This is a genomic window from Isoptericola chiayiensis (genome assembly GCF_013149805.1).
Taxonomy (GTDB): domain Bacteria; phylum Actinomycetota; class Actinomycetes; order Actinomycetales; family Cellulomonadaceae; genus Isoptericola; species Isoptericola chiayiensis.
This window is the reverse complement of sequence record NZ_JABEZT010000009.1, coordinates 34754-53514: the sequence shown is the minus strand read 5'-3', so window position 1 is coordinate 53514 and position 18761 is coordinate 34754. Positions and strand designations below refer to the sequence as shown.

The window sequence follows — 18761 nt, the reverse complement described above, 5'->3', positions numbered from 1 at the left end:
GGTAGGCACCCTCCGACGGACCGACGCCGCGGTGGGGTTGCCTACCTCGCCGAGAAGTCGCCTACCTCGTGGATCGGTGCGCTACCCCGCGGGAGAGTTGCCTACCTCGCGGAAGGGGGCGAGGCCCTCCTCGCCGAGCGCCGGCCCGACCACCTCGAGGATCGCGTCCGACGCCGCCACCACGTCCGCGCACGGCAGGCGGAACCCGGGCGGCCCAGGCGCCACGGCCCGGATGTCGGCCGCCGCCGTCCCGAACACGATCCGACCGACGCCGGACCACACGAGCGCCGCCGCGCACATCGGGCACGGCTCACCGCTGGCGAACATCGTCGCGCCTGCGACGGCGCCGCGATCCGCCGCGGCCACGGCCCGGACCGCGTCCAGCTCGGCGTGCGACGTCGGGTCACCGGTCTGCGCGGCGGCGTTGCGGCCGGTCGCGAGCACGCGTCCGTCCGCGGCCACGAGCACCGCGCCGAACGGCTTGTTCCCCTCGGCCTGCGTCTCGCGGGCGATCCGCAGCGCCTCGGCCAGGTGCGTCCGGTCCCCCGGGGACAGCTCCACCGTGCTCATGCCGACAACTCTACGGACAGCCCGCGCCCGGCCGCCCGGGCGGCGTCGACGAGCAGCCGACCGATCACCACGTCGAGCAGTCCGAGGCCGACCGAGTCGAACAGGGTGATCTCCTCCGCGTCACGCCGTCCGGGCGCCAGGCCGGCGACCACGGCACCGAGCTCGAGGCGGCAGGCCGACTCGTCGATCGCCCCCTCGGCGATCGCCAGCAGCGCGTCGCCGGACTCGCCCAGCGCGGTGGACACCGAGTCCACGACGACCCGCGAGCGCGCCATCGCCTCGCCGTCGACCTCCCGGTGGTCCGGCCGCGGCGGGGCGCCGACGACGTTGACGTGCAGCCCGGGGTGGAACCACTCCCCCCGCACCACGGGTTCGCGCGACGGCGTCAGCGTGCACACGACGTCGGCCGGCTCGACGGCGCCGGCCGGCGAGTCCACGCGGGTCACCTTGATCTCCGGGTGGCGCGCGCCGACCCCGTCGACGAACGTCGCGGCCGTGGCGTCCGAGCGCGTCCAGAACAGCACCTGCTCCAGCGGCCGCACCCCCGCGACGGCGCTGACGTGCTCGAGCGCCAGTCCTCCGGCACCCACCAGTCCCAGGACACGAGCCGACGGCGGGGCGAGCCAGCGCGTGGCGACGGCGCTGGCCGCGGCGGTGCGCAACCGGGTGGGCAGGCCGCCGTCGAGCACGGCGACCGGTGCGCCGTCGTCGGCGTCCGCCAGCACGAGCACCGAGCGCTGCGCGGGCAGCCCGCGGTCCCGGTTGCCGGGGACGTCGGCGAGCAGCTTCGACCCGGCGAGCCCGGCGCGGCGGGACACCGCCGTCATGGGCAGGAAGTGCGCGGCGTCGTCCACGGCGGCCACGGCGAGCGGGGCCTGGGACGCGGACCCCTCGGCGAGGTCGGCGAACGCCCGCTCGACGGCGTCGACGACGGCCGCGGGCGTCACCAGCCCGGCGAGGTCGGAACGGGTCAGGACGAGCGGCACGGGAGCTCCAGGGATCGGACGGGAGGTGAAGGACGGCAGGGACGGGCCGGGAGCGGCGGTCACGCGGCCCTCCCCTGCCGCACGAACGCGGTGTTGAGCCCGGCGGGTGGCCGGCTGTGGCTGACGAACCCGGCCACGGCGAGCAGCGCCAGCACGTAGGGCAGCATCACGAGCAGAGCGAACGGCACGTCGACGCCGAGGGCCGGCAGCGTGAACTGCAGCGCCTGGGCGAGCCCGAACACGACGGCGGCGACGGCGACGCCCACGGGGCGCCAGCTGCCGGCGATGACGGCGACGACCGCGAGGTAGCCGGTCCCGGCGGTCATGTTGTCGGTGAAGGTGTGCACCTCGGACAGCGCGAGCTGCGTCCCCGCGAGGCCTGAGAGCAGCCCGACCACGAGCACCGCGGCGAACCGCACCTGCAGCACGGGGATGCCGGAGCGGTCGGCGCTGGCGGCGTCCTCCCCCACGGCGTCCACGGCGAGGCCCCAGCCCGTGCGCCGCGAGGTGAGGATCGCGAGCAGGACGACGACGGCGATGAGCACGTAGGCGAGGCCGGTCTGGCGGAACAGCGCGGGCCCGAGGACGGGGATGTCGGCCAGGAGCGGGATCTCCACCCGGGAGAAGCCGGGCACCGGCGCGCCGCGCTCCAGCAGGAGGCGCGCGCCGAACGTGGTGCCGGCCAGGGCGAGGGCGTTGGCGGCCAGCCCGGTGACGATCTGGTCGGCCCGCAGGACGACGCTGAGCACGGCCTGCAGCACTCCGACGAGCAGTCCGGCGACGGCGCCGCAGGCGACGCCGTAGAGCGCCGAGCCGCTGGATGTGGCCCCGACGACGGAGGCGAACGCGCCGGTGAGCATCATGCCCTCGACGCTCATCGTCAGGACGCCGGCGCGTTCGCCGACGAGCTCGCCGCTGGCGGCGACGAGGACGGGGACGGCCAGCGCGATGCTCGCGACCAGCAGGTCGGTCAGGGTGGGGATCACGGGGCGACCTCCGGTGCGGGGCGGGCGGCGGTACGGCCGGTGGTGCGGGAGCGCCACCACGGACGACGGGTCCGGGTCGTGCGGCGCACGGTCCAGATAGCGGTGCCGGCGACGCCGAGGATGATGAGGCTCTCGGCGATCTGGGTGATGGAGGCGGGCACGCCGGCGGCGAGCTGCAGGTTGATCCCGCCGGAGACGAGGAACCCGAGGGCGGCGGCGATCCCGACGGCGGCGGTGAAGGAGCCGCGGGCGAGCAGCCCGACGACGAGCCCGGAGAACCCGTACCCGGAGGCGAGCCCCTCGTCGAGCACGTAGGGCACGGAGGCCACGAGGACTCCCCCGGCGACGCCGGAGGTGGCGCCTGCCGTGGTCAGCGCGGAGAACCGCAGGCGGTCCACGGGCACGCCGAGCCGACGGGCGGCCGGTTGGGAGCGGCCGACGGCCTCGAGCCGGACGCCGGTGGCCGTGCGGCGCAGCACCACAGAGCCGACGACGGCGCCCACGAGCGCCAGCACGACGGCGGCGGTGGCCGGGGAGTCCGGGAGGCCGAGCAGCGGGAGGTGGGCGGCGTCGACGAGCGGGGAGGACTGCGGCAGGGTCTCGGAGCTGGTGACGGGTTGGCGCAGGAGGGCTTCCTCGTGGATGGACAGCACGAGCACGGCGACGCCGACGAAGTTGAGCAGCAGCGTGGTGATGACTTCGCTGACGCCTCGGCGCACAGCGAGCCAGGCGGCGATGGACGCCCAGGCGGCGCCGCCGGCCGCGGCGGCGAGGAGGAGCAGCGGCAGGGCGACGGCGGCGGCGACGGTCGAGGGCAGCGAGGTGCCGACGGCTGTGGCGGCCACGGCTCCCACGGCGATCTGTCCCTCGCCGCCGACGTTGACGAGGCCGGCGCGGTGGGCGACCAGGAACCCGGTGGCGACGAGCAGCAGCACGGCGGCGACGTTGAGCGAGGACCCGATGGCGTACGGCGTGCCGACCATGCCCTCCCACAGGGCGGTGGCGGCCTCGGCGGGCGTCGCCCCGGCGAGGGCGGCCAGCCCGGTGCTGACGGCGAGCGCCCCGAGCACCGCGGCGAGGGGGACGAGGACGGGTCGGGCGTCGAGGAGGCGGTCGCGCCAAGCGGGGCCTGCGGGCGCGGCCGGTGCGGGCGCCGCGGGGCCGTCGTCGTCGCCGGGTGTGGGGACGACGGCGGTGGTCGTGGAGGTGGGGGCGGTCATGCCGGGGCTCCCGTCATGAGGTGGGCGACGCGGTCCCGGGCGTCGGGGGCGTCGGTGGGTACGGGTCCGCGCAGCGCGCCCCGGTAGGCGACGTGCACGCGGTCGCACAGGACCAGCAGCTCGGACAGCTCGCTGGAGACGACGAGGACGCCGACGCCGCGTGCTGCCGCGGTGCGCAGGTGCGCGACGACGTCGTCCACCGCGCCGAGGTCGAGGCCCCGGGTGGGTTGGGCGGCGACGACGCAGCGCAGCGGGTCGAGGCTGAGCTCGCGCGCGAGGACGGCCTTCTGCTGGTTGCCCCCGGACAGCGAGGACATGGGGGCGTCGAGGCTCGCGGTGCGCACGTCGAAGCGGTCCGTCAGGTCGGCCGCGGCGGCACGCATGGCGCGGCGGTCGAGCAGGCCGAGCCGGCGGAAGCGGTGCAGCCGGCCGAGCAGCAGGTTGGTGGTGACGCTGAGCCCGGTCACGACGGCCTCGTGGTGGCGGTCCTCCGGGACGACGCCGAGCCCGAGCGCCGTACGGCGGCGCGGCCCGGCGTGGGTGACGTCCACCCCGTCGAGCAGCACCGTCCCCGCCGAGGCGGGCAGCGCGCCGGACAGCGCGGCGACGAGCTCGCTCTGCCCGTTGCCCTCGACGCCCGCGATGCCCACGATCTGGCCGGGCCGGATCTCCAGGTCGACGGCGTCGACGCGGCGGGCTCCGTCGGCGTCGTCCACGGTGAGCCCCCGGACCGTGAGGACCGGGTCGCCGGTTGCCGGGGCCGGCACCTGGGCCGGCCCCTGAGCCGGCACCGGGGTGCCGGACCGTGCGGGTGCCTCGGGTCCGCCGTCGTGCGACGGGCCGGCCGTGGGCACGACGCCGACGCTCGCGGCGAGCACCGGGTCGAGGCTGGAGGCCTCCCGCCCGACCATGAGGCCGACGAGGTCGGCCGCCGTGAGCGCCGGTGCGCCGGGCGTCCCGGCACCTCCTTCGCGGGCGAGCGGGCCGCTGCCGGCGACGCGACCGCCGCGCAGCACCGTGGCGCGGTCGCCGACGCGCATGACCTCGCCGAGCTTGTGGGTCACGAGCACGACGGCGGTCCCCGCGGCGGCGACGCGACGAACCGTGGCGAGCAGGCTGTCGACCTCGTCGGGGCCGAGGACGGCGGTGGGTTCGTCGAGGAGCAGGATCGCCGGGTCGTCGAGGAGGGCCTTGACGATCTCGACGCGCTGGCGGGCGCCGACGCTCAGGTCGCCGGCCCGGGCGTCGAGCTCGACCTGCAGGCCCAGCGTCTCGGCGATGGCGGCCAGGCGGGCGGCGAGCCCCGCCCGGTCGGGGCGCAGGCGGCGCACGCCCCGACCGAGCAGCAGGTTCTCCTGGACCGTGAGGGTGGGGACGAGGGAGAAGTGCTGGTGGACCATCGCGACACCGCGGGCGAGCGCGTCGGCCGGGGAGGAGGGGGCGAACCGCTCCCCGTCGAGGAGCACCTCGCCGGTGGTGGGCGGCAGCGAGCCGAACACGATGTTGCACAGCGTGGACTTGCCGGCGCCGTTCTCGCCGAGCACGCAGTGCACCTCCCCGGCCGCGATCTCGAGGTCGACGGTGTCGAGCGCCGTGTGGGCGCCGAAGACGCGGGTCACGCCCCGCAGGGCGAGCGCGGGTGGCGCTGCCGTGCCGTCGTCGTTCTCGCGTGCCGGGGCCGGCGGCAGGGTCGTCGTCATGGTCGGCTCCTCTCGGTCGTCCGGGTGGGTCGCGATCGTCCGGGGCCGGATCAGTACGGGGCGACCTCGCCGTCGGCGACGGACGCGGTGATCTCCTCGAGGGCGGCGACGGTGTCGGCGTCGTCGGTGCACAGCACGAACTCGGTGCCGTCACGGTCGGTCGTCAGGCCGAAGGGCACCTGCGCGGCCTCCCAGGTGCCGTCGAGCACGGACTGCACGGCGTACTCGACCTCGGTGCCGATGTCGGTGCGGACGTAGCCGACGTACGGGCTGTCCGCGGCGCACTCGCCGGGGATGGGGCCGCCGATCATGGCTGCGTCGGCGTCCTGGGCGGCCTGCTCGATGCCCTGCTTGCCGAGGTTGACGATCTGCCCGATGACGTCGACGCCCACGCCGTAGTTCGCGGCGGCGGCCTGCTTGGCCTTGGCCGGGTCGTTGAAGTCGCCGAGGTACTGCGGGGTGACGACCTCGGTGCCGGGCACGGCGGCCTCGGCGCCGTTGGCGAACGCGACCGAGGCGTTGACGATGGCGGGCAGCTCGACGCCGCCGATGAAGCCGACCTTGCCGGACTCGGAGGACAGCGCGGCGACGGCGCCGGAGAGGTACTCGGCCTCGGCCTGCTGCGGGTCGTAGTAGGCGAGGTTGTCCAGGGGCTCGGCGTCGGCGGGCCCACCGATCTCGACGAACGTGACGTCGGGGAACTGCGGGGCGACCTTGCGCAGGTCGGCGTCGGTCTGCCCGCCCACGGAGATCACGAGGTCGGAGGTGCTGGCGAACCGCACGAGGGTCTGCTCGTAGTCGGCGGAGGCGACCTCCTCGACGAACGACATGTCGACCTGGTCGCCGAGCTCGGCCTCGACGCGCTGGTAACCGAGGTAGGCGGACTCCATGAACCCGGTGTCGGAGGTCGAGCCGGGCAGGAACACGCCGACGGCGAGGGCCTCCGCCTCGCTCGCCTCGGTGGTGGCGTCGCTGCCGGCGTCGGTCTCGGCGTCGGCGGTGCCGCACGCCGTGAGGGCGAGACCTCCGACGAGCAGCGCGCCGACGGCGGCGGTGCGGCGTGCGGTGCGGTGCGGGCGGGCGAGGGCGGTGGGGCGGATGGTGCGCATGAGTCCTCCTGGTCGGTTAGCGGTATACCACTAAACGAGGAGTCTGCTGCCCGCGTGTTTCCGATGGATCAATCAGCCGTAAAGGGTGCGTGACCGCTGCCGGGCCCGCATCGGGTCGAGGACCCGGCGCCCCGGCTCAGGAACCCTGTCGCGCCCGGTTGCGGGTCCGCGTCAGCGCGACCGGGTCGATCGGCGCGGAGGCCCACGTCTCCGCCAGCGCCAGGCTGGGCTCCCGCCCGGAGGTGACGTGCGCGTGCGCCAGCCCGGCCACCGCGTCGGCGTCCCGCGCCTCGATCGCGGTGAGCATCGCCGCGTGCTCCTCGCACTGCTCGTGCGTGTCCCGCCGCTTCGTCAGGTGGAACAACCACCGCACCCGGGCGTCCAGCGGCGCGAGCATCGACTGCAGCAGCGGGTTGCCGCACGCCTGGACGACGACGGCGTGGAACCCGGCGTTCGCGGCGGCGGTGGCGGCGTCGTCCCGCCGGGCCAGGGCGTCCCGGGCTGCCTCGACCGCGGCCGACATCGCGGCGAGGTCCGCCGTCGACCGGCGCAGGGCGGCCAGCCGGAAGGCGAGCACCTCCACGCTCTCGCGGACCTCGAACAGGTGCTCCACGTCGTCGCGCGTGAACGGCGCCACCAGGGCGCCCTGGCGCGGGACCAGCACGACCAGCCCTTCGCTCTCGAGCTGGTGCAGGGCCTCGCGCAGCGGGACGCGGGAGACCCCGAGCTCGGTGGCGATGTCCCGTTCGACCAGCCGCTGCCCCGGGGCGAGGTCCAGCCCGATGATGCGCGCCTTGAGGGTCTCGTACGCGGTCTCGCGCAGGGAGCGCGGGGCGCCGCCGTCGGGGGCAGGGCTCGTGGTCACGCCACGATCCTAGAGAAGCCCGACCGCGCGCCGCTCCCGGCACGCCACGGCCCGCCCCGGACCGCGCGAGGACGACGGCGACGACACCGAGGACGATCGGCCCGACGGACGAGTGCCCGGCGTTGTCGACGACGGCTCCGACCCGGGGTCCGCGCAGGTGGCCGAGCGCGGAGAGGTCGAACAGCAGGAAGGCGGCGAGCAGCACCCGACGCCCGGCTCAGGCCGCGCGCGCCCGCACCGCCCGCTCCACGCCGCGCAGCTCGGCCAGACCCTTGAGCCGGCCTATCAGCGAGTAGCCGGGCACCACCGACCCACGCCCGAGCTCCTCCTCGAAACGCAGCAGATGGCCGTGGTCCGGCCGCATCGGCAGGCGGGCACCGCCCTCGGCCTCACGGCGGAGCTCCTCGGCGACCAGGGCCTCGACGACGCCGACCATGTCGACGTCGCCGTCCAGGTGGGCGGCCTCGTGGAACGTGCGCGGGTCGCCGGCCTCGCGGCGGGTGGAGCGCAGGTGCGCGAAGTGGATCCGCGGGGCGAGCTCGCGGGCCATCGCCACGACGTCGTTCTCGGCCAGCACGCCGTAGGACCCGGTGCAGAACGTCAGTCCGTTGGCGGGGCTGTCGACCCGGTCCAGGATCCAGCGGGCGTCGTCGGCGGTGGACATGATGCGTGGCAGGCCCAGCACGGGGCGCGGCGGGTCGTCGGGGTGGATCGCGAGGCGCACGCCGACCTCCTCGGCCACCGGGACGACGGCGTCGAGGAAGTCGCCCAGGCTGCGCCGCAGCGAGGCCTCGTCGACGTCGGCGTAGGACTCGAGCTCGGCGCGCAGCCCGTCGAGCGTCCACGCCTCCTCCGCCCCCGGCAGCCCGGCGGCGACCGTGGCGACCAGCCGGTCGACCCGGTCGGGGGTGAGGGCGTCCAGGTACCGGCGGGCGCGCTCGGTCTCGGCGTCGTCGTAGTCGGCCTCGGCGCCTGGGCGGCGCAGCAGGAACAGGTCGAACGCGGCGAAGGCGTCCTGGTCGAACCGCAGCGCGAGGGAGCCGTCCGGCAGGCGGTACCCGAGGTCGGTGCGCACCCAGTCGAGCACGGGCATGAAGTTGTAGCAGACGACGTCGATGCCGCAGGCCGCGAGGTTGCGGACGCTGGCCGCGTAGGTCTCCAGCCAGCGCTCGAACCCGGGTGCGCGGCGCTTGACGTCGTCGTGCACCGGGATGGACTCCACGACCGACCAGGTCAGCCCGGCGGCCTCGATCTCGGCCTGGCGGGCGCGGATCTCCTCGACGCTCCACACCTCGCCGTTGGGCACGTGGTGCAGGGCGGTGACGACGCCGGTCGCCCCGGTCTGGCGGACGTCGGCCAGCGTGATCGGGTCCTTCGGGCCGAACCAGCGCCAGGTGTGCTCCATCGCTGCGTCTCCTTCGTCGTGGGTCTGGCAAACGATGCCGGCGCGCACCGTGATTCGTGACGGACGCGGTGACAAACGTTTGCCAGTAGGGTACCCGGATGAGCTACGTCATCGCGGACCCCGACGGACTGCGCATCGCGGCGCCGGACGTCACGACCACCGTCGCCGTCGACCCGGGCGAGGACAGCGCCGTGCTGCTCGCCGTGGACGACCTCGTGACCGACCTCGCCCGCGTGTGCCCCGGCGCCGTCGTCGAACGCGCCACCCCGGACGCCGGAGCCGACGCCGCCCGCGCCGCGACCGTCGTCGTCGGCACCCTGGACTCCCCCCTGGTGGCCGCGGCCGTCGCCGACGGCACCCTGGACGTCGCCTGCCTGCGCGACGACGACGGCGCCCCCGTGTGGGAGGCGTTCCTCGTCGCCGCCGCCGGCGACAGCCTCTACGTCGTCGGCGGCGACCGCCGCGGCGCCGTGTACGGCGTGTACGACCTGAGCGAGCGGGCCGGCGTCTCCCCCTGGCACTGGTTCGCCGACGTGCCCGTCACCGCCCGCCCCCACCTCACCGTCGCCCGCGACACCCGGCACACCGACCACCCGTCCGTGCAGTACCGTGGCATCTTCCTCAACGACGAGGAGGAGCTCGACGCCTGGGCCGCCCGCCACACCCCCGACGGCACCATCGGCCCGGCCCTGTACGCCCGCGTCTTCGAGCTGATCCTGCGCCTCAAGGGCAACTACCTGTGGCCCGCCATGCACGTCAACGCGTTCAACGCCGACCCCACCAACGGCCGCCTGGCCCACGAGCGCGGCGTCGTCATCGGCACCAGCCACTGCGACATGCTGCTGCGCTCCAACGAGCACGAGTGGAAGCCGTGGCTCGCCGCCCAGGACGAGCACGTCGAGTACGACTACTCGATCCCCGGGCGCAACCGCGAGCTGCTCGGCGAGTACTGGCGGTCCAGCATCCGGCAGAACCGCGACTACGAGGTCGGCTGGACGTTCGGCATGCGCGGCATCCACGACAGCGGCTTCCACACCCGCGCGATCGACACCGACGAGCACCTGTCCGACGCCGAGAAGCACCGCGCCCGCGTCCGGCTGCTCTCCCGGATCATCGCCGACCAGCGCGGACTGCTCGCCGACGGCATCGGCGACGAGCGCGCCCGCGACGCGCTGCAGTGCTTCGTGCCGTACAAGGAGGTCCTGCCCCTGTACGACGACGGTCTCGACATCCCCGAGGACGTCACCCTGATCTGGGCGGACGACAGCTTCGGCACCGTGCGCCGCTTCCCCACCCCCGCCGAGCGCGAGCGCCCCGGCGGGCACGGCCTGTACTACCACTCCTCCTACTGGTCCCCCGCGCCGCGCAGCTACCTGTTCCTGTCCTCCATGCCGCTGGCGCACATGAAGAACGAGCTGTGCAAGTCCTGGGACCGCGGCATCCGCACCCTGTGGGTGAACAACGTCGGCTCGCTCAAGCCGCTCGAGCAGGACACCGAGTTCTTCCTGCGGCACGCCTGGGAGGTCGGCAAGGAGACCACCACCGCCGACGTCGAGGCCTGGACCGCGCAGTGGGTCGACCGCGACTTCTCCGGCGGTATCGGCTCCCGTGCCGCCGCGATGCTCACCGAGTGGGCGCAGGTCACGAACGTGCGCAAGGTCGAGCACCTGACCCCCCGGGCGTTCGACCTGACGGCGTTCGGCGACGAGGCCGCCCGCCGGCTCGACCGCCTGCGCGCGCTGGCCGAGGAGGCTACCGACCTGTGGGCCGGGCTGCCGGAGGACGAGCGCGACGCGTTCGTGCAGATGGTGCTGCTCAAGGTGCACGCGGCATGGCTGATGTCGGCGCAGTTCGCCCACGGCGACCGCTCCGCGCTGGCCGCCGCCCAGGGCAAGGCCGCGGCCGCCGACCACCACCTGGCCGTCTCCCGAGCCTTCGACCGCGCCAAGAAGGCGCTCATCCGCTCGTACAACACCGTGATCGCCGGCGGGAAGTGGGACGGGCTCATGACGCCCGAGGAGTTCCCGCCCCCGGGGATGCCCCTGCACCCGGCGGCTCGGCCCGCGCTGCGCGTCGCCGGTGACGGCATCGGCGTCACCGTCTGGGGCGGGCCCGGTATCGACGGCGTGGACGACGGCGGCACCCCGGCCGACGGCGGCTCCCCGGCAGCGGTTCCGGTCCTGCGGTTCGACCCGCACGGCACCCCGACGCGCTGGATCGAGGTGTTCCCCACCGGTGCGGCACCCGTCGACGTCACCCTCGAGGCCGACCCGTGGCTCGAGCTCGGCACCACCCGCGTGACCACCGCGACCGAGCAGCGGGTCGCCGTGCGGGTGCCCGACGTCGCGGCCGCGGCCGGGCGCACCGGGACCGTCGTGCTCCGCGGGACCGACGGCGTCGTGCGCGCCACCGTCACCGTCCGGGTCGCCGACGCCCCACCCGCGCCCGACGAGCCGTGCGCGCTGGAGGCCGACGGGTACGTCTCGCTCGCCGCCGACACCCCGCACGCCCGCCGCGACACGCCCGGCACCCGGTGGGCCGTCGTCGAGCACCTCGGCCGCGGCGGCGGCGGACTGCTGGAGGCCCGCGGCCAGGCGCCCGCCGGCGACCCGGCCACGGTCGCCACGCAGGGCTGCGTCGACTACCGCGTCCACCTCGACACGCCGGGCGCGCACGTCCTCGAGCTGCACCGCAGCCCCTCGCTGGACTCCGCCGGCCGGATCCGGGTCGGGGTCGCCGTCGACGACGCCCCGCCCGTCGTCGTCGAGACCACCACGACCGACGAGTACCGCGGCGACTGGACCGACGTCGTCGTCGAGGGCGTCGACCGGCTCACCGTGCGGCTGCCGTACCTCGAGGCGGGCGTCCACACGTTGCGGCTGCACGTCGTCGACGAGTGGTTCGCCCTGTCCGCCCTCGTGCTGTGGACCGGGTCGCGGCGCAGCACGGCGCTCCCGCCGCCCGCCAGCACCCGCACCGAGGCGCCCCGCACCCGGCCCGCCGACCCCGACCCCGACGTCGACCTGACCGCGCTGGCAGCGACCGCCCGCCGCGTCTACGGCGTCGACCCCGCCGACGTGCCCCTGCTGCCCACCGTGCACGTGCCGCGTACCTACTGGGACACACCCACCACCTTCACCCGCAACCAGACCGTCGAGACCCGCCTCGCGCCGCCCCGCGACCTCACCGGACCCGACGGCACCAAGGACGTCCTCGCCGCGCTGCCCACCGGCGTCCCCCGCGAGACCGGCGGCGCCCTCGCCCTCGACGTCGAACGGGCCCTGCTCGACTCCCGCGACGCCTGGACCACGACGAGCCTCGACGCGCCGCGCACCGGCTGGACGCACACCCAGGCCGAGACCTGGGGCCGCACCGGCCTGGCCCTGCACGTCCACGCACGCCGCCGCTGGGACGACCTGACCACCGCGCCCGGCCTGCACCTGCGGGTGCGGGCCGACGGCGGCACCTACCGCGCCTGGGCGCTGGTCTGCTTCACCTCGGACGACGACGACGGCCTGGCGCTCGCCGTCGACGGCACCGTCCAGCCGCCGTCGGAACAGTTCTGCGGCGGCAGCATGTTCTCCTTCGGCACCGCCCAGGAGTGGGTGTGGCACGAGGTCAGCGACCTCCACCTCGGCGCCGGTGAGCACGTGCTCTCCGTCCTCGCCCGCAAGGCCGGCTTCCGCGTCGCGCGGCTGTACCTCACCCGCGACGAGGCGCGTCCGCCCGTCGACGCCGACTGGGTCCCCTCGCCGTGCGAGGGCCGCACGCCATGAGTCGCCCCACGCTCGCCGACGTCGCCGCCCGCGCCGGCGTCGCGATCTCCACCGCGTCGCGCGCGCTGCACCGGCCGGGCCGGATCCGTGCCGAGACCGCGGCGCGCGTGCGAGCCGCCGCCGACGAGCTCGGCTACGTGCCCAGCGCGGCCGCCCGCCAGCTGCACCGGTCCAGCGCCGGAGCCGTGGCGCTCGTCGTACCCGACCTGACCAACCCGTTCTTCATGGCCCTGGTCCGCGGGTCCACCCGTCTGCTCCGCGCCCACGACGTCGTGCAGGTGGTCGCCGACGTCGAGGAGGAACCCGAGTCCGAGGAGCAGACCCTCGCGGCGCTCGCCGGGCGGGTCGACGGCATGCTGCTCGCCGCCTCCCGCCTGGACGCCGCGACCCTGTCCACCTGGTCGCGGCGGGTGCCGCTCGTCGCCGTCAACCACGACGCCGGCGACCCGGAGGTCCCGACCGTCACCATCGGCACGCAGGGCGTCGAGGAAGCCGTCGAGCACCTCGCCGGGCTCGGGCACCGGCACCTCGCCTACGCCTCCGGACCGGCGACGTCGTGGGCCGACGCCCGCCGGCGCACCGCCGTCGTCGAGACCTGCGCCCGGCTCGGGGTGCGACTGACCGACCTGGGGCACCACCCGCCCCGCCGTGACGCCGGAGCGGCGGCCGCCGACGCGGTGCTGCGCTCCGGCGCCACCGCCGTGCTGACCTTCAACGACCTGCAGGCCTTCGGCGTGCTCGACCGGCTCGCGTCCCGCGGCGTACAGGTCCCCGAGGACGTCAGCGTCATCGGCCACGACGACATCTTCGGGGCCGACCTGACCAGCCCCGCCCTGACGACCGTCACCGTGCCCGCCGAGGAGCTCGGCGCCCGGGCCGCCGCCCGGCTCCTGGGCGCGGTCGGGCTGGCCACCGCGGCGCCGTCCGCTCCCCCGGCGGCGACCGGTCCGGCGTCGACCGGCCCCGACCGGCTCGCCACCCACCTCACCGTACGCGGGTCGACGGCGCCGGTGTGACGCCGTCGGACCGCCCGCCCGGGAGCCGCGGGAACCGGCCCGCAGGCCGTAGCGTTCACCAGGACAGCGGCGCCCGACCGGGCGGCCGCGGACCGGAGGGAGACCGTGGACGCGGAGACATGGCGGAACATCGCCCTGGTGCTGGGGTTCGTGCTGCTCGGGGGTGTGTTCGCCGGGACCGAGTTCGCCCTGGTCTCGCTCCGTGAGGGGCAGATCGACGAGATCGAGCGGCGCGGGTCCCGCGGACGCCGCGTCGCCCGGGTGGCCCGCGACCCCAACCGGTTCCTCGCCGCGGTGCAGATCGGCGTCACCGTGGCGGGCTTCTTCTCGGCGGCATACGGGGCCTCGACGCTCGCGCCCGACGTCGCACCGCTGCTCGAGGGTCTCGGGCTCGCCGAGACGACCGCGCAGACCGTCGCGCTCGTCGCCCTCACGCTGATCATCGCGTACGCCTCGCTCGTGCTCGGCGAGCTGGTGCCCAAGCGCATCGCCCTGCAGCGTTCGGCGCAGGTCGCGCTCGTCGTCGGCCCGCCGCTCGACCGGTTCTCCTGGCTCATGCGACCGGTGATCTGGCTGCTGTCGAAGTCGACCGACGCCGTCGTCCGGCTCGTCGGCGGCGACCCGCAGGCCCGCGGCGAGGAGATGTCCGACTCCGAGCTGCGCGACCTCGTCAGCCGGCACCCGAGCCTGCCGCCCGAGGAGCGCACCATCCTCGCCGACGTCCTCGCCGCCGGGGACCGCACGCTCGCCGAGGTCATGCGCCCGCGCGGCGACGTGACGTTCCTGTCCGCGGCGCTCACGGTCGACGAGGCCGTCGACGAGGTCCGCCGCCTGCCCTGGTCGCGCTACCCGGTGCTGGGTCAGGACTTCGACGACGTCCTCGGGTTCGTGCACCTGCGCGACCTGGTGCGTGCCCAGGGGCACGGCGCACGACGGCGGACCGTGCGGGAGATCGCCCGGCCCGTCCTCGAGCTGCCCGGCACCAACCGGGTGCTGCCCTCGATGTCCGCGATGCGGCGCGACGGCACCCACCTGGCCGTCGTCCGCGACGAGTACGGCGGCACCGACGGCATCGCGACCCTGGAGGACCTCGTCGAGGAGCTCGTGGGCGACATCCGCGACGAGCACGACCCCCGCCGCCGCGAGATGCCCGACGACGCCGTCGACGCCGGCCTCACGCTCGAGGACTTCGCGCGGGTCACCGGCGTGGAGCTCGCCGAGGGCCCGTACGAGACCGCCGCGGGGTACGTGCTCGCCGAGCTCGGGCGGCTGGCGGAGGTCGGGGACACCGTGGCCGCCGGCGACGCCACCCTGACCGTGACTGCCGTGGAGAAGCAGCGGATCCGGGCCGTGCGCGTCGACCGCACCGCCGAGGGAGGCGACACCCCCGCGACGTAGGCAACTCATTCGCGAGGTAGGCAACTTTCTCGCGAGGTAGGCAATTCTCCTGCGGGGTAGGCGACCTTCCGGTCGGGTAGGCGACCTTCGCGCGAGGTAGGGCACGTTGGCGCGCCCTGTCTCGCGGCGGGTCTGCCTAGCTCACGAGGAAATTGCCTACCTCGCGGAGAAGTTGCCTACCTCGCGGGTGGTGGAGCGTCGGGCGCCGGGGCGTGGCGCTCGAGGAACTCGTAGACGTCGGTGTCGTCCACCCCGGGGAACACGCCGCGTGGCAGGGCCGCGAGCACCTGCTGGTGCATCCGGGCGCTCGGCCAGGAGCGCCCCTCCCACCGGGCGGTGAGGTCGGCCGGCGGCCGCTGGCAGCACGCCGGGTCCGGGCAGCTCGAGGTGTGCCGCACCTGGGTGTCACGCCCCCGGAACCACTTGGCGTGCGCGTACGGCACGCCCACGGTGATCGAGAACTCCCGCCCGTCGGACGCCGTGCCCGTCTGCATCGAGTCCCAGAACGTCCCGGCCGGGGTGTCGGTGTACTGGTACGACTCGGTCGCCCGGTCCCGACGGGTGAACGCCTCCCGCGCGGCCCACCACCGGCACACGGGCTGCCCCTCGATGGCGCCCGTGACGTCCTGCGGCAACGGCAGACCGTCGTTGGCGTACCCGCGGAAGAGGGCGCCGTCGTCGCCGACCCGCAGGAAGTGCAGCGGGATCCCCAGGTGCACGGTGGCCAGGTTGGTCAGGCGCATCGCGGCGGCCTCGTGCGTGACGCCGAACGAGTCGCGGAAGTCCTCCACGGCGAGGTCCTTGACCTGCTTGCGCTCGGTGAGGAACTCCACGGCGGCGGTCTGCGGCATGAGGCAGGCGGCCGCGAAGTAGGTGATCTCGACGCGCTGGCGCAGGAACTCCGCGTAGCTGCGGGGCCGTTCGTGTCCGAGCACGCGGTGGGCGATGGCCTGCAGGGCCAGGGACCGCAGCCCGTGCCCGCCGGGGATCGAGGCGGGCGGCAGGTAGATGCGGCCGTTCTCCCAGTCGGTGACCGAGCGCGCCGACCGCGGCAGGTCGCCGACGTGCAGGATCGTGAGCCCGAGGTCGCGGGCCATCCGCGCCACCGCGCGGTGGGTCAGTGCGCCGCCGGTGTAGCCGGCCCGCCGCGCCATCTCCTCGCCGAGCACCTCGATGTCAGGCATGTGGTTGTCGCGTTCCTGGCGTTCGCGACGCAGCACGGTGTTGGCGCGGCGCGCCTCCTCGGGCGTGGCGATGGCCTCCTCCTCGCGCCGCGCGAGCTCGCCGTGCAACCCGACGAGCTGTTCGAGGACCGGCACGGGGAGCTTCTGGCTCGGCTTGATCGCCGGCAGCCCCAGCGCACCGAAGAGCGGGCCGCGCTGGGCGCGTTCGAGGGCGATCTCCAGCTCGGCGCGGCGCGACGGCGGTTCCGCGGCGAGGAGGTCGGCCAGCGGGACGTCGAGGGCTGCGGCGAGGGCGCGCAGCAGCGACAGCCGGGGCTCCCGGCGCCCGTTCTCGATGAGCGACAGCAGGCTCGGCGCGGCCTCGACCCGCTCCCCGAGGGCGCCGAGCGTGAGACCGCGGGCGGTCCGGGCGTGCCGGATGCGGCGGCCCAGGGTGATCAGGTCCGGGGTGTCCGACGACGGTTCGACCGACATGCTTTTCACGCTACGTGAAGATCGGCGAAACTTCACGGCCGGATCACCCGGAATCCGGGTCGCAATGGCGCCAGAGTGTGAAGCAGAGCCCGTCGCGACGGCGGGGAGCATCCCACCACGGAGGAGCCATGACGTTCACCGCGAACCCCCGACGCACCCGGCTGGCGCTGGCCGAGCTGGCGCCGGACGTCTTCACCCCCGCCCCGACCGCCGCCGGCCCGGCCGCGCACCGTCCGCCGTCGTCCCGCGACGCCCGCGCCTGGGTGGCCGAGATCGCCGAGCTCACCCAGCCCGACGAGATCGTGTGGTGCGACGGCTCCGCCGCGGAGAAGCAGCGCCTCATCGACGAGATGGTCGCCGCCGGCACCCTGCTCAGGCTCGCCGACGAGAAGCGACCGAACTCCTACCTGGCCCGCTCGGACCCGTCGGACGTCGCCCGCGTCGAGTCGCGCACGTTCATCTGCTCCGAGCGCGAGGACGACGCCGGCCCCACCAACAACTGGCGCGACCCCGCCGCGATGCGGGTCGAGCTCGACGAGGTCTTCAGCGGGTCGATGCGGGGCCGCACCCTGTACGTGGTGCCGTTCTCCATGGGCCCGGTGGGCGGCCCCATCTCCCAGGTCGGCATCGAGATCACCGACTCGCCGTACGTCGTGGTGTCCATGCACGTGATGACTCGCGTCGACTCCCGCGTCATGGACCTGATCGACGCCGGGCAGCAGTGGGTGCCCGCGGTGCACTCCGTGGGCGCGCCGCTCGTCGACGGCGACGGCACCCGCCACGACGACGTCGCCTGGCCCTGCAACGAGGACAAGTACATCGTCCACTACCCCGAGACCCGCGAGATCTGGTCCTACGGCTCCGGCTACGGCGGCAACGCGCTGCTCGGCAAGAAGTGCTTCGCGCTGCGCATCGCCTCGGCCATGGGCCGCGACGAGGGCTGGCTGGCCGAGCACATGCTGCTCATCCGGGTCACGTCCCCCGAGCAGCGGCAGTACCACCTCGCCGCCGCCTTCCCCAGCGCGTGCGGCAAGACCAACCTCGCGATGCTCCAGCCCACCGTGCCCGGCTGGAAGGTCGAGACGATCGGCGACGACATCGTGTGGATGCGCCCCGGGCCGGACGGGTCGCTGCGCGCGATCAACCCCGAGGCGGGGTTCTTCGGCGTCGCGCCGGGGACGGGCGTCGAGACCAACCCGACGGCCATCGAGACCCTGACCCACGACGTCATCTTCACCAACGTCGCCCTGACCGACGACGGCGACGTCTGGTGGGAGGGCCTGACCCCCGAGCCCCCGGCGCACCTGATCGACTGGCAGGGTCAGGACTGGACGCCCGACGCCGGCCGTCCGGCCGCGCACCCCAACTCACGGTTCACCGTCGCGGCGGAGCAGTGCCCCACCATCGCCGACGTCTGGGAGGACCCGGCCGGGGTGCCGGTGGATGCGATCGTGTTCGGCGGGCGGCGCGCCTCGAACGTGCCGCTGGTCGCGCAGGCGACGAGCTGGGACCACGGCGTCTTCCTCGGGGCCACGATCAGCTCCGAGCGCACCGCCGCGGCGGAGGGCGCCGTCGGCGAGCTACGTCGTGACCCGTTCGCGATGCTGCCGTTCTGCGGCTACAACATGGCCGACCACTGGAGTCACTGGCTCGAGGTGGGCGCCGGGCTCTCCTCGGAGCGCCGGCCCAAGATCTTCGGGGTGAACTGGTTCCGCAAGGATGCCGACGGCCGGTTCATCTGGCCCGGGTTCGGCGAGAACTCCCGTGTCGTGAAGTGGATCGCGGAGCAGATCGACCGTTCGCGCGGGGTGCGGACCGACAGCGGTGCCGTCACCTCCCCCGTCGGGCTGCTCCCCGCCCCGGGTGCCCTCGACCTGGACGGCCTGGACGTCTCCGAGGCCGACATGGCCGCCCTGTTCGACGTCCCGCGCGAGGCCTGGCTCGCCGAGACCGACCTGACCGCGGAGTTCTTCGCCCGGTTCGGCGACCGGCTGCCCGCGGCGATGACCGCCCAGCTCGAGCGCCTGCGCGGCCGCCTCGCCTGACCCCTGGTCGGCATCGAGCGTGCTGGC

At 74.9% G+C, this 18761-nt stretch carries 13 protein-coding genes and 1 pseudogene; 4 read left to right on the top strand and 10 right to left on the bottom strand.

Annotated elements, in window-relative coordinates:
- Nucleotides 1-81: 81 nt before the first annotated feature.
- The 9 genes and pseudogenes from HDG68_RS14520 to uxuA all read right to left on the bottom strand — a co-directional run bounded on the left by HDG68_RS14520 (nt 82) and on the right by uxuA (nt 8841).
- A complete protein-coding gene (locus tag HDG68_RS14520; protein ID WP_172153330.1) occupies nt 82-570 on the bottom strand; it encodes a nucleoside deaminase in 489 nt (162 codons plus the stop codon).
- Nucleotides 567-1619 (bottom strand): ornithine cyclodeaminase family protein, encoded by a 1053-nt coding sequence (locus HDG68_RS14515; RefSeq protein ID WP_343037599.1) that lies wholly within the window; start codon nt 1617-1619, stop codon nt 567-569. The genes HDG68_RS14520 and HDG68_RS14515 overlap by 4 nt, the downstream gene beginning before the upstream one ends.
- Nucleotides 1616-2542, bottom strand: coding sequence for an ABC transporter permease subunit (locus HDG68_RS14510; RefSeq protein ID WP_172153328.1), 927 nt, complete (start codon nt 2540-2542; stop codon nt 1616-1618). Before HDG68_RS14510 ends, HDG68_RS14515 begins: the two co-directional genes overlap by 4 nt.
- The gene (locus HDG68_RS14505) at nt 2539-3762 is read right to left on the bottom strand and encodes an ABC transporter permease (protein WP_172153326.1); all 1224 of its coding nucleotides are present in this window, start codon (nt 3760-3762) and stop codon (nt 2539-2541) included. The genes HDG68_RS14510 and HDG68_RS14505 overlap by 4 nt, the downstream gene beginning before the upstream one ends.
- Nucleotides 3759-5462 carry an ABC transporter ATP-binding protein gene (locus tag HDG68_RS14500; protein ID WP_172153324.1) on the bottom strand — a complete coding sequence of 568 codons (1704 nt, stop codon included), beginning with the start codon at nt 5460-5462 and terminating at the stop codon, nt 3759-3761. The genes HDG68_RS14505 and HDG68_RS14500 overlap by 4 nt, the downstream gene beginning before the upstream one ends.
- A gap of 50 nt (nt 5463-5512) precedes the next feature.
- Nucleotides 5513-6571, bottom strand: a complete 1059-nt coding sequence (locus HDG68_RS14495) for a BMP family lipoprotein (RefSeq protein WP_172153322.1) — start codon at nt 6569-6571, stop codon at nt 5513-5515.
- Between the two features lie 136 nt (nt 6572-6707).
- Nucleotides 6708-7436: an FCD domain-containing protein gene (locus HDG68_RS14490; protein ID WP_216648493.1), complete on the bottom strand. Its 729-nt coding sequence runs from the start codon at nt 7434-7436 to the stop codon at nt 6708-6710.
- A 73-nt stretch (nt 7437-7509) separates the two neighbouring features.
- A pseudogene (locus HDG68_RS17675) lies at nt 7510-7641 on the bottom strand (DUF4260 family protein); the annotation flags it as partial.
- A gap of 12 nt (nt 7642-7653) precedes the next feature.
- Nucleotides 7654-8841 carry a mannonate dehydratase gene (gene uxuA / locus HDG68_RS14480; protein WP_172153320.1) on the bottom strand — a complete coding sequence of 396 codons (1188 nt, stop codon included), beginning with the start codon at nt 8839-8841 and terminating at the stop codon, nt 7654-7656.
- A 98-nt stretch (nt 8842-8939) separates the two neighbouring features.
- On the opposite strand from uxuA, the gene HDG68_RS14475 reads away from it, so the two are divergent.
- The 3 genes from HDG68_RS14475 to HDG68_RS14465 all read left to right on the top strand — a co-directional run bounded on the left by HDG68_RS14475 (nt 8940) and on the right by HDG68_RS14465 (nt 15031).
- The gene (locus HDG68_RS14475) at nt 8940-12617 is read left to right on the top strand and encodes a glycosyl hydrolase 115 family protein (RefSeq protein WP_172153318.1); all 3678 of its coding nucleotides are present in this window, start codon (nt 8940-8942) and stop codon (nt 12615-12617) included.
- Nucleotides 12614-13633: a LacI family DNA-binding transcriptional regulator gene (locus tag HDG68_RS14470; RefSeq protein ID WP_172153316.1), complete on the top strand. Its 1020-nt coding sequence runs from the start codon at nt 12614-12616 to the stop codon at nt 13631-13633. The genes HDG68_RS14475 and HDG68_RS14470 overlap by 4 nt, the downstream gene beginning before the upstream one ends.
- A gap of 105 nt (nt 13634-13738) precedes the next feature.
- Nucleotides 13739-15031, top strand: a complete 1293-nt coding sequence (locus HDG68_RS14465) for a CNNM domain-containing protein (RefSeq protein WP_172153314.1) — start codon at nt 13739-13741, stop codon at nt 15029-15031.
- Nucleotides 15032-15207: 176 nt separating this feature from the next.
- On the opposite strand, the gene HDG68_RS14460 is transcribed toward HDG68_RS14465, so the two are convergent.
- Nucleotides 15208-16689, bottom strand: coding sequence for an XRE family transcriptional regulator (locus HDG68_RS14460; RefSeq protein WP_172153312.1), 1482 nt, complete (start codon nt 16687-16689; stop codon nt 15208-15210).
- Nucleotides 16690-16817: 128 nt separating this feature from the next.
- Here HDG68_RS14460 and HDG68_RS14455 point away from each other — a divergent pair, with 128 nt between their 5' ends.
- Nucleotides 16818-18734, top strand: coding sequence for a phosphoenolpyruvate carboxykinase (GTP) (locus HDG68_RS14455; protein WP_172153310.1), 1917 nt, complete (start codon nt 16818-16820; stop codon nt 18732-18734).
- The last annotated feature ends 27 nt before the right edge of the window (nt 18735-18761 follow it).